At 69.9% G+C, this 14317-nt stretch carries 15 protein-coding genes and 1 pseudogene; 12 read left to right on the plus strand and 4 right to left on the minus strand.

Annotation, left to right across the window (positions count from 1 at the left end; genetic code table 11):
- Window positions 1-172 precede the first annotated feature (172 nt).
- From ABZ117_RS16010 to ABZ117_RS16030, 5 genes are all read left to right on the plus strand, one after another.
- Entirely contained in the window at window positions 173-799 is a 627-nt protein-coding gene (locus tag ABZ117_RS16010) for an RNA-binding S4 domain-containing protein (RefSeq protein WP_356821153.1), read from the plus strand.
- Window positions 800-1176: 377 nt separating this feature from the next.
- Window positions 1177-1746: a WHG domain-containing protein gene (locus ABZ117_RS16015; RefSeq protein WP_356821155.1), complete on the plus strand. Its 570-nt coding sequence runs from the start codon at window positions 1177-1179 to the stop codon at window positions 1744-1746.
- A 68-nt stretch (window positions 1747-1814) separates the two neighbouring features.
- Complete coding sequence (locus ABZ117_RS16020; RefSeq protein WP_356821157.1) at window positions 1815-2993, plus strand: GDSL-type esterase/lipase family protein; 1179 nt, start codon at window positions 1815-1817, stop codon at window positions 2991-2993.
- A 604-nt stretch (window positions 2994-3597) separates the two neighbouring features.
- A complete protein-coding gene (locus ABZ117_RS16025) occupies window positions 3598-4056 on the plus strand; it encodes a hypothetical protein (protein WP_356821159.1) in 459 nt (152 codons plus the stop codon).
- 181 nt (window positions 4057-4237) lie between these two features.
- Window positions 4238-4438 carry a cold-shock protein gene (locus ABZ117_RS16030; RefSeq protein WP_356821161.1) on the plus strand — a complete coding sequence of 67 codons (201 nt, stop codon included), beginning with the start codon at window positions 4238-4240 and terminating at the stop codon, window positions 4436-4438.
- 61 nt (window positions 4439-4499) lie between these two features.
- Here ABZ117_RS16030 and ABZ117_RS16035 read toward each other — a convergent pair whose 3' ends face one another.
- On the minus strand, window positions 4500-5747 hold the full coding sequence (locus ABZ117_RS16035) for a Tn3 family transposase (RefSeq protein ID WP_356821163.1): 1248 nt from the start codon (window positions 5745-5747) through the stop codon (window positions 4500-4502).
- Between the two features lie 157 nt (window positions 5748-5904).
- On the opposite strand from ABZ117_RS16035, the gene ABZ117_RS16040 reads away from it, so the two are divergent.
- The 4 genes from ABZ117_RS16040 to ABZ117_RS16055 all read left to right on the plus strand — a co-directional run bounded on the left by ABZ117_RS16040 (window position 5905) and on the right by ABZ117_RS16055 (window position 7601).
- Window positions 5905-6183, plus strand: a complete 279-nt coding sequence (locus ABZ117_RS16040; RefSeq protein WP_356821165.1) for a hypothetical protein — start codon at window positions 5905-5907, stop codon at window positions 6181-6183.
- Window positions 6184-6507: 324 nt separating this feature from the next.
- Window positions 6508-6711 (plus strand): hypothetical protein, encoded by a 204-nt coding sequence (locus tag ABZ117_RS16045; RefSeq protein WP_356821167.1) that lies wholly within the window; start codon window positions 6508-6510, stop codon window positions 6709-6711.
- Window positions 6712-6883: 172 nt separating this feature from the next.
- Window positions 6884-7285, plus strand: coding sequence for a hypothetical protein (locus ABZ117_RS16050; RefSeq protein ID WP_356821169.1), 402 nt, complete (start codon window positions 6884-6886; stop codon window positions 7283-7285).
- Between the two features lie 19 nt (window positions 7286-7304).
- Window positions 7305-7601, plus strand: coding sequence for a hypothetical protein (locus tag ABZ117_RS16055; RefSeq protein WP_356821171.1), 297 nt, complete (start codon window positions 7305-7307; stop codon window positions 7599-7601).
- 716 nt (window positions 7602-8317) lie between these two features.
- Here ABZ117_RS16055 and ABZ117_RS16060 read toward each other — a convergent pair.
- The 3 genes from ABZ117_RS16060 to ABZ117_RS16070 form a co-directional block, all read right to left on the minus strand.
- On the minus strand, window positions 8318-8953 hold the full coding sequence (locus tag ABZ117_RS16060; RefSeq protein ID WP_356821173.1) for a PASTA domain-containing protein: 636 nt from the start codon (window positions 8951-8953) through the stop codon (window positions 8318-8320).
- A 524-nt stretch (window positions 8954-9477) separates the two neighbouring features.
- Window positions 9478-9663 carry a hypothetical protein gene (locus ABZ117_RS16065; protein ID WP_356821175.1) on the minus strand — a complete coding sequence of 62 codons (186 nt, stop codon included), beginning with the start codon at window positions 9661-9663 and terminating at the stop codon, window positions 9478-9480.
- A 600-nt stretch (window positions 9664-10263) separates the two neighbouring features.
- The gene (locus tag ABZ117_RS16070; protein ID WP_356821176.1) at window positions 10264-10521 is read right to left on the minus strand and encodes a hypothetical protein; all 258 of its coding nucleotides are present in this window, start codon (window positions 10519-10521) and stop codon (window positions 10264-10266) included.
- 73 nt (window positions 10522-10594) lie between these two features.
- Here ABZ117_RS16070 and ABZ117_RS16075 point away from each other — a divergent pair.
- From ABZ117_RS16075 to ABZ117_RS16085, 3 genes and pseudogenes are all read left to right on the plus strand, one after another.
- Window positions 10595-11063: pseudogene (locus ABZ117_RS16075) on the plus strand (TetR/AcrR family transcriptional regulator); the annotation flags it as partial.
- Between the two features lie 305 nt (window positions 11064-11368).
- Window positions 11369-12709, plus strand: coding sequence for an MFS transporter (locus tag ABZ117_RS16080; RefSeq protein ID WP_356821178.1), 1341 nt, complete (start codon window positions 11369-11371; stop codon window positions 12707-12709).
- Window positions 12710-13007: 298 nt separating this feature from the next.
- Window positions 13008-14309 (plus strand): condensation domain-containing protein, encoded by a 1302-nt coding sequence (locus ABZ117_RS16085; RefSeq protein WP_356821180.1) that lies wholly within the window; start codon window positions 13008-13010, stop codon window positions 14307-14309.
- Window positions 14310-14317: the final 8 nt, after the last annotated feature.

Genomic DNA, 14317 nt, shown 5'->3' on the forward strand with positions numbered 1-14317 from the left:
GCCCTGGCTGTCGTTTCTCCTCCTTCCGCACCACGTGATCGTCTCGCTGGGGGACGGGGTGTGGACCGCTCCAGAAGGGGCCTGGCACCGGCTGACGAGTCCGCTGATCCCCGCTACGGATGGCGGGAGTGGACCGGGCATCCGGGCGGCCCCGGCGCGTTAGGCTCGGGACATGGCTTCCGGAGTTGGGGACGAGAAGGTAGGCCGCGGAACGGGCGAAGGGCGAGCCGGCGAGCCGGCCGGCACTGGCTCAGCCTGCGCGGCACAGCCGCTGGATCCCCAACTCGCTGCTGCCGTCGCCGCCGGGTCCGCGGACGGCGAGGCCGTCCGCGTCGACATCTGGATCTGGGCCGTCCGCCTCGTCAAGACCCGGTCCCTCGGCGCCGCCGCCTGCCGGGCCGGGCACGTCCACGTGAACGGAAAGCGGGTGAAGCCCGCCCGCTGCCTGCGCGTGGGTGACAAGGTACGGCTGCGACATGAGGACCGGGAACTCGTCGTGATCGTCAAGCACCTGATCCGCAAGCGGGTCGGAGCGACCGTGGCCGCCCAGTGCTACATCGACAAGTCCCCACCGCCTCCGGCCCGGGACACCGTCGCCCCCGCCGGCCTGCGTGACCGGGGCACCGGCCGCCCCACCAAGCGGGACCGGCGCGAGCTGGACCGCCTCCGCGGTCTTGCGGCGGGCAGCCCCACTCTCTTCGCCTTCTCCACCGGACCGAGCGGTCCCGACGGTGCCGGGGGCGCGAAGGGCTCCGATGGGCGCCGTCGCACCAGCGACCCGAACGGGCGTCGACGGTGACGGACAACTCGGCGGGGGCGTGCCGGCGATGTCGGTGACCGTGATGGGCGACTCGACGGTGGGCGCATCGCTCCGTCCAGCAGGATCGGCGTACCCATAGGCACCGGACGCCGGGTGAACAGAGCTGACAGCTCTGCCTGACTCGATCCAGCGACCTGGCCGTCCTTCCAGACCTCCCGCTGGTCGGTGAAGAACAGCTGCACGTGACCCCACAGGCATGCGTCACCACTCCGGCAACGGGCAGTCTTGCGGTGCCGGTCGGAGGCGTGCTTGGAGATGGCTGTGACCAGCACTTTCACAACACCCCTAGGCTTCTACCTATAGGTTATAGTTAAATCTCAAGGCCATATAGGTATGCGGAGAGGTGGTAGAGGTTCATGGTCCGGACAGGACTGAGCCCAGAGCGGCTGACGCTCGCTGGTGCGGAACTCGCCGATGAGGCCGGTTTTGACCAAGTGACCCTGTCCGCGCTGGCCCGGCGTTTCGACGTGAAGCAGGCAAGTCTGTACGCGCACGTGAAGAGCTCCCGCGACCTGAAGACTCGGATTGCGCTTTTCGCGTTGGAGGAACTCGCTGACCGGGTCGCCGACGCCGTGGCCGGGCGTGCGGGCAAGGACGCCCTGACGGCGTTCGCGAATGCCTACCGGGACTACGCCCGGGCGCACCCCGGGCGCTACGAAGCAGCCCGGTACCGGCTCGACCCGCAGACCGCCGCGGCCAGCGCAGGTATCCGCCACGCTCAGATGACACGGGCGATTCTTCGCGGCTATGAGCTGGCTGAGCCGGACCAGACGCACGCGGTCCGTATGCTGGGCAGCGTCTTCCATGGCTATGCCTCTCTGGAGGCAGCCGGCGCTTTCGACCACACGGACATCGCCGCGCAGCAGTCCTGGGCCTGGACGCTGGACTGCCTCGACACCGCATTGCGGAGCCGGTCCGCCCTCTGACCGGGCTACGCCTTTCGCGACGGCCTTGCCATACCGACGCTCCACCCCGGATCAGAAGGCTTGAGGCAATGAGCGCCGAACAGGACCAGATCATCACCCCCGTCACCGAGGACTTCCTGCGGGGACACCTCGACGTCGAAGAGACTGCTGACGGCCTGCTGCCGCACCGACTGCCGGCCTGGGCACGCCGCCAGATTCCCGACGACGTGCTGGCTGTGGCCGAGGCCCAGCCCTCAGGTGTTCGGCTGGCGTTCCGTACCAGCGCCACCACCATCGACCTGGAAACCCGGCCCACCAAGCGTGTCTATGCCGGCTTCCCGCCCCCGCCGGACGGTGTCTACGACCTCCTGGTCGACGGCCTCCTCACCGCCCAGGCCACCGTGGACGGCGGGAACCTGCGCACGATCACCGACATGCAGAGCCAGGTCGCGGAATTCACCCCGGGCCCCTCCGGAACCGCTCACTTCACCGACCTGCCCGCAGGCGAGAAGGACATCGAGGTCTGGCTCCCGCACGCGGAGATCACCGAGGTCATCTCGCTGCGCACCGACGCCCCAGTCGAGCCGGCCCCGAAGACCGGGCGCCGGGTGTGGCTGCACCACGGCAGCTCCATCAGCCAGGGATCCAACGCGGTTTTCCCGAGCACCATCTGGCCTGCCCTGGCCGCCTTCGCAGGCGGTGTAGAGCTGATCAACCTCGGATTCGGCGGGAGCGCACTGGTCGACCCGTTCACCGCCCGAGCGATGCGTGACACACCCGCTGACCTGATCAGCCTCAAGCTCGGCATCAACGTCGTCAACAGCGACGCCATGCGCCTGCGTGCCTTCGTTCCTGCCGTCCACGGCTTCCTCGACACCATCCGCGAGGGCCACCCCACAACCCCACTTCTTCTGGTCTCCCCCGTCCTGTGTCCGACTCACGAGAACACCCCCGGACCTCTGATGCCGGACCTTTCCAGCGGAACCCTGAAGTTCAAGGCCACCGGTGATCCGGCGGAGACCGCCGCCGGGCGGCTGACACTCGCGATCGTCCGCGATGTGCTTGCCGACATCGTCGAACAGCGGTCCGCCGGGGACCCCAACCTCCACTACCTCGACGGGCTCAGCCTCTACGGTGAGAGCGACCACGACCAGTTCCCCTTGCCGGACGCGATCCACCCGAGCCCCGAAGGCCACCGCCGTATCGGCGAGAACTTCGCCAAGCTCGTCTTCGCGAACAACGGGCCCTTCGCCATCGCGACTGGCTGATCCGGATACCCGTCCGCGGTGGGGCGAGCCACACGGCTGGCTCCCCGCACCGTGCCACTGCGTAGGCGAAGAGGATTCGGCCTACCCCCTCCTGTCACCGTCCTCAGGCGCATCTGGGCCACGGAAGGGCCGTAGTCCTGGCCTGGGCAGCTCAGCTTCGGATCGAATGGGACGCTGATGGGGTCTTGGACGATGGACGTGAGTACGTTGTCAGCGATCCTGGTGCGGTCCTGGCCGTGGACGGCAGCGTCTCCTGAGGAAGGCACCGGTTCGGTCGGGGTGCGACGACAGTACGCCCGACCGGCACCGACACATCGTTCTGGCCATCGTCGAGCCCCGAGCGTGCTGAAGCCCAACTCAGGGTGGGTGAAGGGCCGGCCCGCAGTGCCGGGCCGGTCGGCGCAGTGCCGTGCACGACGGCGAGGGGAATGCCGATGGCTGACGATGCACAACCCGGAACCCCTTAAGACGGTGTTCGGGGCGGCGTCTTTGCGCCATCGGGCCGATTACCGGCCGTTTTACTGTGAGTCATGGTCCGGTGACCCTGCGTCCTGCGACGCTCTGCCCAGGTCGGTAGTGGGCTGACCAGCGAGGAGACAACGGAATGCCGGACAACAACGACATCACTCCAACCACTGGCCCGGAACTCGAACCCCCGGCCGAAGAGGCGAAGCCGTCGGCTCAGGGCCAGGCCGCATCCGACGTGGAGGAAGTCTCACACGGGCAGGCGATCCCGCAGGCGGTCGACTTGGGCAGTATCCCCGCCACCATCACCGTGACCGAGAACCCCGCCGTCACGGACACCCGTGACGCGCTCCTCAAGGCCATCGGCCAGGAAGCCCAACACGTCGCGGACAAGTCCGCCGGACAGGCCTCAGCGGCACTGGAACAGCTCGCCCGCGCTTACGTCCTGGTGGCCGCCAACCGCTCAGCCGCTCCGGCACGTGCGCAAACAGCAGGCCGGGTCCACCTTGCGGAACTCGCCCCGCCGAACGGCTCCCCGATCGGGGACGACTACGCCGTCACCGAAGTTCCCAAGCCCAACGTGCGCTACTACGAGTAATCAACCCCAGAGCTCCCCAGCGGTCTACGCACGGGACCTGATGTGAGGGATCGTTCTCGGGGCCCCGGTATCAGCTGACGTGCCGTGTACGGCGGGAACGAGTCCGCTCCGGCCGGTGCACATTCACCACGGGATCACCGCCCCCTGCGGCTCCCGAAAACCGACAGACAGGAGAGTCGTCATGGCGACAGGCACAGTGAAGAATTTCTGGGCCGAGAAGGGGTTCGGCTTCATCACTCCGGACGGCGGGGGGAATGACTACTTCGCAGCGTCCAACGACATCGCGACGGATCCGAAGACCCTTGTAGAAGGACAACGCGTCGAATTCGAGGTCTCCGTGGGGACGAAGGGACCGCAGGCGATCGACATCAAGGTGGTCTGAGAGGGCGTTTGATCTAGGCGAGATGCCTCTTACGCCCTCTGAAGGCTCCTTACATGGGTGGTCAAGCCGCCTGGCCGTAGCCGTCGCTGGTGGGCGGGTCGTCACCGCGCAGTGGGCTGAAGTCGACGTCCGGGTGCGGGTCGTACGCCTCGGGTACGAGGCCGAGTTCGTGGGTGGAGTACTCGCCGAAGCGGCGGATGTGCTCGGTCAGGTACGGCGAGATGTGGGCCAGGTCCTCCGGGGCGATCTCCCAGCCTTCCTCCTGGAGCTGGCGGACGATCTCCGCGATGTCCAGGGCGTTGTGGAAGATCACCGCGTTGGTGAGCAGGGCATTGAGCTTCGCGGTCTTCTCCTGTTCGACGGAGTCGTTGTCGGTGATGACGCCGCCGTTGCCGAAGCCGATCCACTGGGAGAAGCCGTTGAACGCCTCGACCGTGTTCGTCGCCGCGGTCACCCGCCGGCGCAGCGGGGCATCCGAGAGGTAACGCAGCAGCTGGACGGTACGGATGACGCGGCCGACCTCGCGGAAGGCGGTGTATGTGGCGTTCTTGCGCGAACCGGAGCGCAGGCGCCGCAGTAGCAGCGAGGCGACGCCGGTCAGCCACCCCCCGGTCTTGCCCAGCTCGTCCACCCACCCCAGGTGCTCGGCCTGCGCACGGAAGTGCGACCAGGTCGGGGCCTTGGCCGACTGCTTGAGCTTGTTGTACTTCGTGGTGCCGGAGGCGTCATTGTCCGACAGCAGGGCCAGCAGCCGCTCGCGGTGGGCCTCGCTGAGCTGGTCGTAGATGCCGATGCAGATCGAGGCGTTCACCTCGGTGCGGACCTTCGCCGCGAGCGCGTCCAGCGTGGTGAAGCCCGGCAGCTCAAGACCGGCCTCGACCACCTTCTCCAGCGCGATGTTGATCAGGTCCGCCGGGCGGTTCTTCGAGACGGCCTCGCTCCGCATCACCGCCTCGGCGATCTTGCGGGCCTTCGCCTTGTCATACGACAGGCCCGTGCGCTGGCGTACGGCGGTCCGCTGCCGTTCCGCCGTACGGTTCGCGGCCCTTGGCACCGTGCCCTCCGGCAGGTCCACCGCGCGGCGCACGAAGTCGATGACCGTGTCCGGGGTCTCGTCCAGCTTCGGGAAGCATCCCATGCGCTGGTACGACTTCAGCGCGAGAAGCTGGGCCAGCAGGTGCTCGTCGCAGTCGGTACGGGCCGCGGCCCACTCGACCTCGTCACGGCTCGGCGCGAAGAACAGATGCAGCTCGTTCGCGGTGATCAGCCGCTTGAACCGCGGATACGCGGTCCTCTCGATCGAGGTCACAACCCACCCCGCCCCAGACGAAATCCAACATCACCACCAACGACGCTGGGCCGAACGGGTGACGGTGCGAGGCGCCCGTCAATCCAAGATCATCCTGTGGCGGGTTTCTGGCGTATCTGGGCCATGCCCCAACCACGGTCCCGACACCGCGACGACGATGGCCGAGCTTCACGCCTTGGCAGCCGAGTACAGCCTGGCCGTCCTGGTCACCTCCAGGGTGATCACCCAGCACCCGGACGAGCCCGTCACCGCCGCGCACCTGCCGGCCGGGATGGCCAACCACAGCGACCACGTCCTCGTCCTCGACCGGCCCGGCGCCTACTGGACCCACACCCCCTCGACCGCGGCCACCTTGCGCCGGCTCACCGGCCCCGCGCCGAGACGCGCCATTGAGCTGGAACTCCAACCGGACCGCTGCCGCTTCGTTCCGGCATAACAGTCCGCCCGCGCGTCCGAGCCATTACGTGAGCGTCCACAGGGACCAGAGCCTCGCGGCCATGATGGCCGCCTTCGACCAGCACCGGCGCTGGTGGCCACGCTGCCGACCGCCAGCCGACCGACGTCCACGGCGGGGCGAGAGGCCGGCCGCAGGCGTTTGGCTAGCCATCCCGGATGGACAAGCAGTGGTTTCAGCCGGACCAGCCGACGGAAGCCGAGGAGACCGCCCGGCACTTCGTACGGGTATGGGCGGAAGCGGTCATCCGCCAGGCCCGACGCACCCGAGAAGCGCGCCAGGCCAGTGCCAGTCGGTGGGTCCCGGGTGTGGTCAGCGGGGCCAGGACCGGACGGTTACGCGCTCGCCGCAGCCCGCCCCGGCGACACCACCACCCTGCGCCGCCGCCTGCTGGGCCTGTCCGTACGACTCTGGTGGCACCCCTGCTGGCAGACGGTCCCCTCGGCGCCGGCGGCGCGTTGCGAACTGCGCCGGCTGGCCCGCGCCCGGGAAACCGTCCAGGCCACGTGACTGCCCGCCCCGGCCGACTTCCGAGCGACGGCACTGGACGCCTGTGACCAGTGCGAACCGTGTGCAAAGGGCTACCCCGAGTGGCTTGAGTGGCGGCAGCCGCGACCCGGCTCCAGGCTGGGAGGGTCCATCGAGCGACAGGATCCATCGAGCGACAGGATGGGAGACGCACATGACCTCCGTACTCCGTCACCACGGCCTTCGTACGCTCGGCGCCGGTGCCCTCTCCGTGGTGTTGCTCTCCGGTGGGACGGCCGGAGCCCTGGCAGCGAGCCCGAGTCCCAGCGCCATGGCCTCGATCACCGCGGAGGCCAACAAGACCGAGGTCAAGGCAGGGGACAAGGTCACGTTCACCGGCCGCACCAAGGGTCTGAAGATCGGCTCTCCGCTCGTGCTGCAACACGAGAAGTCCGGCAAGTGGACCTCGCTCAGGGCGACCGGCAAGGTCAAGAAGGGCAGCTCGTACGCTCTGATCGCCAAGCTCAACACCAAGGGCGCCGAGCACTTGCGGATCGCGAGCGTGGGCGCCTCCGGGAAGGTCTACTCGCCTACCCTGACGGTCAAGGTCAAGTGAGCCGCTGACGTCCTGCTCCATGAAGCGACCGGTGTCGGCGAGAGCCCGGGTGGCGAGCAGGCTGCTCGACATGCTCGCCGACGACGACAACCCGGCGTCCCTCCGCCCGTACGCGTACGAGCTCAGCCCGATGCACCCTTTCCAGCGCCCCACCCGCCGGGCCCCCGACCAGCTGAAGGAGGCCCGGCGAGCCCCGCGCGGCATCACTGATCAAGAGTTCGACGGGCTGTTCACGGCCCTGCCCTCGGACGTGACCGGGCCTTGGTCGCGTTCTGCATCGCGGTCGGCCCGCGGGCCTCCGAACTGCCCGGCGTGACCCGGGATCGGGTCGGCCCCGGCGACCAGAGGATCGGCGTCATCCGAAAAGGCTCGCGGACCTTGCAGTGGATCCCGGCGTCCAGTGACGCTTTCGTCTGGCTGCGGCTCTACCAGCAGCAGATCCGGCCGCAGGCCCCTGGACAGCCGGCAAAGTTATGACGCCGTGTGCATGGTGTCAACCCGGGTCAACGAGACGCTGGGGGCGAACTGCACCCTGCACGACCGCGGCACAGCGCGGCCGAACGGATGGTGCGCGACCCCGCACTCTCGCTCACCGATGTCCAATAGGCCCTTGGTCAACTCCACCTCTCCACCACGGAGCAGTAGCTCGAACCGGCCGAGGACGAGGTCGTCGCCCACGTTCCGGCGCATCACTGCCCGGCAGGCGGCCGCGGCCGAGATGCCCAGGCCGGTGATGCCTGCCCCGGGCTACCGCTCGTAGCTCGTCCGGGCCCTGCTCGGGCCGGCCGTTCTGGGTGGCGGTCCGACGTGACCATCGCGACGGCCGGATGACGTGGAGACGTACTACCGAACTGGAGTGTGAGCCATGCCGGAGTCTCGACCGTGGCAGGCCCCGGGAGGATCCCGGCGCCGCCGACATGCGCGTGCGAGAGCCGGCCTACCCGGGCGGCGCATGGACCGACGCCGCCGACCCCGCATGACAGACACCCCCGCCCCCCTTGCCGAACCGGGGGCGAGGGCGCTTCTTCGTATCTACGGGCAGTGCTCCCCGAACTTCACAGCGTTCAGCGTGATCGGCTGCCCGTTCAGCTTCACCCCGGCGGCTGGCGTCTGAGAGCACACCTCCCAGTTGGACTCCATCAGAACGAACCGGCTTGCGCCAGTGACGTCGTTCACGTTGATCGACGTGCTGGAGTCCAAGGTCTGACGTGCGGCCTTCACGCTCTTGCCGTGGAAGTCGGGCATCGTCCCATCAGCGGCCGATGCGGCGGACTGGTCCTTGGCGGGGCAGGTCTCGGCGAGTTTGACCGCACCGAAATCGAGCTTCGTGTTCGTGGCCGCGACGGTGCCGGTTTTGACGTTCTGGGTGCAGACCTTCCAGTCGCGATCGAGGATCTGCATGCGGGCCCGGCCGAGGACGTCGTGGGACTTGAGATTGTAGAAGCCGGCCGCTTGGGCAGTGTCCTGGGCGGATTGGAGGCCCATGCCGACGAAGTTCGGTACCGACTTCTTCTCCGCGGCCGACTTGCTGTCCTTCGTCGGTGCAACGCCAGCGCCTGCGGCAGGAGGGACGCTGCCGCTCGGCTTGGCTGTGTCGGTCGGCTGGCAGGCGACGACCCCCGCGCTCGCAGCGCAGAGGAGGAAGACGCTGATGATGTGGGTTCGCACGGTTTCCCCCTGGGTGATGCTGGTACAGGCGAAACACGGTAGGCCGCATGAGGTAGCGAGATGAACGCTGTGACCATGCTGTGACGCGCGCGAAGGGGGCTGATGCAGGCCGTGTTGCGTGCGAGCGTCGATTTCGTCCTGCTGAAGCGGGGGTACTTGGCGCACGTTCGTAGACGGTCGTCTCTCGCCACCCGTGATACGTGTGGATCATCGGGAGTGTTCGGACTTGGTCCAGGCTCTTGCCCGCTATCACCCACAGGGGCGGCATCGACCGGGCCGGCCAGGTGGTCTTCGGCAGGCATCAGCATCAGAGGCTGGCGGCATGCCCGCGGTAGCGGCCGGATTCGTTCAGCCAGGCCAGGTGGGTGCCGGGCATGGTGCACACCACGTGCGGGACATGGGCGGCGCCGGTGCGCAGGGCCGGGTGAAGCGACGCCGCACTCGCCCCGGCCGCCCACCGCTACCAGTTCCTGGCCATCCGCGTAGGCGTTGAACGACGCACCGATGTTGAGGTGCGCGCGGACCTACAGGCTGCTGGGGAAGTTGCCGGGGGCCGGCGCCGGTGTCGGGATGTAGTGGTGGGCGAGGTTGGCGTCGCGGTTGTGGGGCCCGTGGCGGTGGGCTTCCGGGTCGCCGTACTGCTTGAGATCCTGGCGACCGGAAACGACGTCCCGAACGCGCATCACGACTCGGCCGAGCAGGGCCTTCATCGGTTCCCCCTGGTGTAAGTGGTCCTGGCGAAGAGGATGCACCGGCGGCCGGACGGATGCCAGCGAGTTGAGCCGATCTTGAGCCTCGTTCGCTCCTGGAGACACCCGTCTCCTCCTTGGCTGCTGTCGGGTCCGGGAGTGTGCCGCCGGAGGTGAGATCGAGCGCTGCCAACCACCTTTTGACCTGGTCGTGGTCACCGGGCAGGTGTTGAGTTCCCAACTCGGGTTCTCTTGGAGCCGGCTGAGCACGTCGCGCAGTGTGTCCTTCTGAGCCTCGACGCGGCAGGCGGGGCCTTTCGCTGCTCATCCCCCTCTCCCCGCGGGGCGGGGTAGCCGATCGGCGACGACTGCCCCTGCTGTGCACGATATCGACCGGTCTCGGCGTTCGTAGTACACGCAGCGCCGCTTGAGCGGTGGCACCGGCGATCGCGTCCTGCTGCTGGAGGCTGCGCACGCCGAGCACCCTCTCGCCCGGCTTCAACCCTTCAGCACGTGGTTCGTCCGCGGGATGCGCGCCTGAAGTGGCAAGAGGGGCCTCAGGAACCTCGTTGCCGCCACCGTCCGAGCGGCGACCGCAGCGGAGGGCGCGGGGCTGGCAGGCTACTGGCGGGGGTGGACGGCCTGGACGCCAGTGCCCGCGTACGCCTTCGACCGGCCGGTGGAGTGGGCGGGGGAGGGGCGGGTGGCGTGGACGGCGGCCCAGAAGTGCCCGAAACGCAGCAGTTCGGTGGAGGTGACCGCGGCGTCCGCGTCGAAGACCTCACTCCGGATGAACCTCAGCCCATTGATGTGACTGAGCAGCCCAGACCGCCCGGCGTTGCCGGCCGTCAGCGACAGCACCGGCCCGAACAGATCCATGGTCCCCCTGGTGCATCTCGGTTGACAGGAAAGGTCCACCGCCGTGCGAGGGACCAGCGGTTCCGTCTACTGGCACCGCTTCGCCACCTGGCCCGGCCTCGCCGCGCGGTACGTGAATCCGGCCGTAGCGCCGCTGGAGCGCCTCTCGACCCGAGCTAGGGGATCGCGCGGGCCCCGGCCGAGGACACCTTCACACGGGCGGGCGCGCGTCTGTGGGCGGAGCGCGACGCCATCGACGTCGCCCTGCCCGGTCCGTTCGCCCTGCGAACGACCGCCGCGACCGCTCCTCGCCCAGACCCGGGCCGCCGGCCGCCTCGCGCACCGGGTCCGCCCCGCGCCCACCGCCCGCACACTGGTCAGCGCCTTCTTCTGCCTGTGCACGTCCACCGAGGCGCTGAAGGCCCCAGACCGTCACGCACCGTCTCACCGACTGGTGACACCTGACCCTGCTCTCCCTTCAGCAGGGCGCCGACCCCGCGGAGATGGTGGCAAGGGCGCGGGCGGAGGTGATGGGCGAGGCGGCTCCCGCCGCTCCCGCCTGACGGCCCGTACGTCCTATAGCTGGCGGAATGATCTATTCCGCACGAAGGTGATCGACAGTGATCGTTTTCGGCCAAGAATGTAAGGATCACTCTCCGCGCAGGGCGCCGACGACGCTCGCCCGGCGCGCCCGTGCCCGCCCGCACGTGCCTGTCACGCGAGTGATGGTGCGGTGACGGACATTCATGCGGAGGTACCGAAGGTCCGCCGAAAATTTTCCTGCGCCGGTACGAACAGACGCAAGGATCGACCGAAACTGATGTGGATCTTTTGACTCTGGAACGGTCGTTCGGTGAGTGTCCGTCATATGCCCGTAACAAACCGAGCCGCCACCGGTGGTCCGATGCGCCTGCGCGACTTCCGCCTGCTGCTCGCCGGAGCGGCCACCGGACAACTCGGTGCGCAGGTCACCCTGGTGGCCCTGCCCCTGGTAGCCGTCCTGGAACTCCACGCCTCCGCCTTCCAGGTCGGCCTGCTCACCGCCGCGGAGACCGCCGCCTTCCTGCTCGTCGGCCTCCCCGCCGGCGCACTCACCGACCGGATGCGCAAGCGGCCCCTGATGATCCGCGCGGACCTGGCGCGCGCCCTGGCCATGGCCAGCGTCCCCGCCGCGGCGGCCGCCCACGCGCTGACACTGGTTCAGCTCTACGTCGTCGCGCTGGTGACCGGTATGGCGACGGTCTTCTTCGACGTCGCCCACCAGAGCTACCTGCCGCAGATCGTGCCCCGCGACCAGCTCGTGGCAGGCAACGGCTCGCTGGAGACGATCCGCTCCACCGCCCAGGTCACCGGCCCCGGTCTCGGCGGCGGGCTGGTCCAGCTCGTCGGCGCGCACCTCGCCGTCATCGCCGACGCCGTCGGCTACGTGCTGTCCGCGCTGTTCCTGCTGCGCATCGACCAGCCGGAGCAACCGCCCGAGCCGGTCGCGGGTTCCTCCCTGCGCAAGGACGTCGGCGAGGGCATCCGCTTCGTCACCGGCCATCCGTTCCTGCGCGTCATCGCCGCCACGACCGCCCTCGCCAACCTGTGCGCGGCCGTGCTCATGGCGACGCAGACCGTCCACCTCGTCCGCGTCGTCGGCCTCCGACCTGGCGCGCTCGGGCTGGTGCTGTCCGCGTCGGCCGTCGGCGGACTGCTGGGCGCCCTGTGCGCCGGACGCCTCGCCGCTCGATTCGGACAGGCCCGGGTCATCGTCCTGTCCGTCCTCGTGACCGGCCCGTTCGCCGTGCTGTGGCCGCTGTCGGGCCACGGCGCCCCGGGCGCGGTGCTCTTCGCCACCGGGTCGACGGTCGTCTCCTTCGGCGCCGTCGTCTACAACGTCGCCCAGGTCAGCTTCCGCCAGGGACTGTGCCCGCCGCGGCTGCTCGGCCGGATGAACGCCACCCTGCGCTTCCTCATGTGGGGCACCCTGCCGCTCGGCGCACTCCTCGGCGGTGCCCTGGCCGGGGCCTACGGACCGCGTACGGCGCTCGCCTGGTGCGCGGCCGGCTTCCTCGTCGTACCGCTGCCCCTGCTGCTCTCCCCGCTGCGCCGGATGCGGGACCTGCCCGGCTCCGAAGACACCCCCGGCGATCGCGCGGCCGGGGCCGCGAGCCGGACCGGCACACCGGACGACGACGAGACACCCGCCCCGGCGCCCGCCGCCTGAATCCCGGCACCGATCGCGTGAACTCCGGCGCCCGCCGCCTGAATTCCCGCGCCGATCGCGTGAACTCCGGCGCCCGCCGCCTGAATCCCCGCGCCGACCGCCTGAATCCCGGCGCCGACCGCCCGAACTCCGGCGCCCGCCGCCTGAATCCCCGCGCCCGCCGCCTGAATTCCCGCGCCCGCCGCCTCAGCTCCCGGCACCCACCGCCCGGACCCGCGCCACGGCCGGCCACCGCCCGGCCGTCGCGCCGGCCCGTCACCACCGACCGCGCGACCGCGGCGACGACAGGAAGGACCACGTGCTCAGCATCACGAGCCAGTACCTGGCCCGCTACCGGCAGCTCACCGTCGGCGACCGGTCGGGCACCGTACTGCCCGTCACCGGGGCACAGCGCCGTTTCGTGCTGGTCCGGGCGCTGGACCCGTCGGGACGTCCCGACGTGGTGCCGATGTTCTTCGCCTTCCCCCACGGAGCCGTCGACCTGGAGCGCCTGCGCTCGGCGGCCCGCCTGCTCGCCGCTCGGCACACCGCCCTGCGCTCGCGGCCCGCCGTCGTCCGCGGCACCCCCGTCCTGCGGGTCGGCGAACCCGACGTCCGGGTCACGATGCCCGCTCCCGCACCCGGCGAGCGCCCGGCCGACACCCTCAGGCGCGCGCTGGCGGCCTGGGAGCCGCAGGGCCCGCCGCTGCGGCTGTTCCTCGCCCGGGACCACGAGAACCGGGGGGAGGACCTCCTCGCCGTCGCCCTGGACCACGCCGTGTGCGACGGCCGTTCCCTCACCCGGATCGTCGAGGAACTGGGCACCGCGTACACCGAGGCCGCCGACGCCCACGCCCTCGCCCTCGCACCCGAGGAGACGGAGGCCGAACTCGACGCCTACCGCCGGGCCGTCCTCCTCCAGCTCGCCGCCGAGGAACGCGCCGACTCGCCCGAGGCGGCCGCCTACTGGGCGCACCGGTTGCGCGCCGTACGCGCGCAGGCACCCGGGCGCCGCCCGGAACGCGTGCCCGACGGCACCCTGCCGAGCGGTGCGGCGCAGGCCCGGCTGCCCGCCCACGAGGACGGCGTGCCGTTCCCCGGGCTGCTCGACGCCTGCCGCTCCGCGGCCCGCTCGCTCTACGGCCCCGGCCACGTCGTCCCGCTCGGCTACCCGTGGGGCGGCCGCCCCAGCGGAGCGGCGCCGGTGATCGGCTGCTTCCTCAACACCGTCGTCTTCCCTCTCGTCACCGGCGACGACACGGACCCCGAGGAGACGGCCGACGTCTGGTGGGACGACCTGGAGCGGGCCGACGCGCCCTTCGACACGGTCGTGGCCGCCGCCCGGTCCGCCGGCTCGGGCTGGACCGGGAACCTCGACGGACTGCTGACCGTCGACGACGACAGCCGTCGTCCGCCGCTCGTACTGGCCGGCGCCGAGGGACGGGAGACCGACGTCGACGGCCGACCGGTGCGTGGCCCCTTCGCCGTCTCCGTCACCCAGGGTGCACAGATCCGGCTGCGGATGGTGTGGGACCGCGCGACCCTCGACGACGACACCGCGCTGACGGCGTTCGACGCGCTGACCCGGGCACTGCGCCCGGAGGAGCGGACGCCGCACTGAACCGCCCG

It is taken from the genome of Streptomyces sp. NPDC006309 (assembly GCF_040613095.1).
Lineage (GTDB): Bacteria > Actinomycetota > Actinomycetes > Streptomycetales > Streptomycetaceae > Streptomyces.

Excerpts from the sequence above, each read along its gene's own strand:
- ABZ117_RS16020 (WP_356821157.1), top strand. The coding sequence starts at position 1,815 with ATGAGCGCCGAACAGGACCAGATCATCACCCCCGTCACCGAGGACTTC.
- ABZ117_RS16015 (WP_356821155.1), top strand. The coding sequence starts at position 1,177 with ATGGTCCGGACAGGACTGAGCCCAGAGCGGCTGACGCTCGCTGGTGCG.
- ABZ117_RS16070 (WP_356821176.1), bottom strand. The coding sequence starts at position 10,521 with ATGGATCTGTTCGGGCCGGTGCTGTCGCTGACGGCCGGCAACGCCGGG.
- ABZ117_RS16080 (WP_356821178.1), top strand. The coding sequence starts at position 11,369 with ATGCCCGTAACAAACCGAGCCGCCACCGGTGGTCCGATGCGCCTGCGC.
- ABZ117_RS16040 (WP_356821165.1), top strand. The coding sequence starts at position 5,905 with ATGGCCGAGCTTCACGCCTTGGCAGCCGAGTACAGCCTGGCCGTCCTG.
- ABZ117_RS16055 (WP_356821171.1), top strand. The coding sequence starts at position 7,305 with ATGAAGCGACCGGTGTCGGCGAGAGCCCGGGTGGCGAGCAGGCTGCTC.
- ABZ117_RS16030 (WP_356821161.1), top strand. The coding sequence starts at position 4,238 with ATGGCGACAGGCACAGTGAAGAATTTCTGGGCCGAGAAGGGGTTCGGC.
- ABZ117_RS16010 (WP_356821153.1), top strand. The coding sequence starts at position 173 with ATGGCTTCCGGAGTTGGGGACGAGAAGGTAGGCCGCGGAACGGGCGAA.
- ABZ117_RS16050 (WP_356821169.1), top strand. The coding sequence starts at position 6,884 with ATGACCTCCGTACTCCGTCACCACGGCCTTCGTACGCTCGGCGCCGGT.
- ABZ117_RS16025 (WP_356821159.1), top strand. The coding sequence starts at position 3,598 with ATGCCGGACAACAACGACATCACTCCAACCACTGGCCCGGAACTCGAA.
- ABZ117_RS16065 (WP_356821175.1), bottom strand. The coding sequence starts at position 9,663 with ATGAAGGCCCTGCTCGGCCGAGTCGTGATGCGCGTTCGGGACGTCGTT.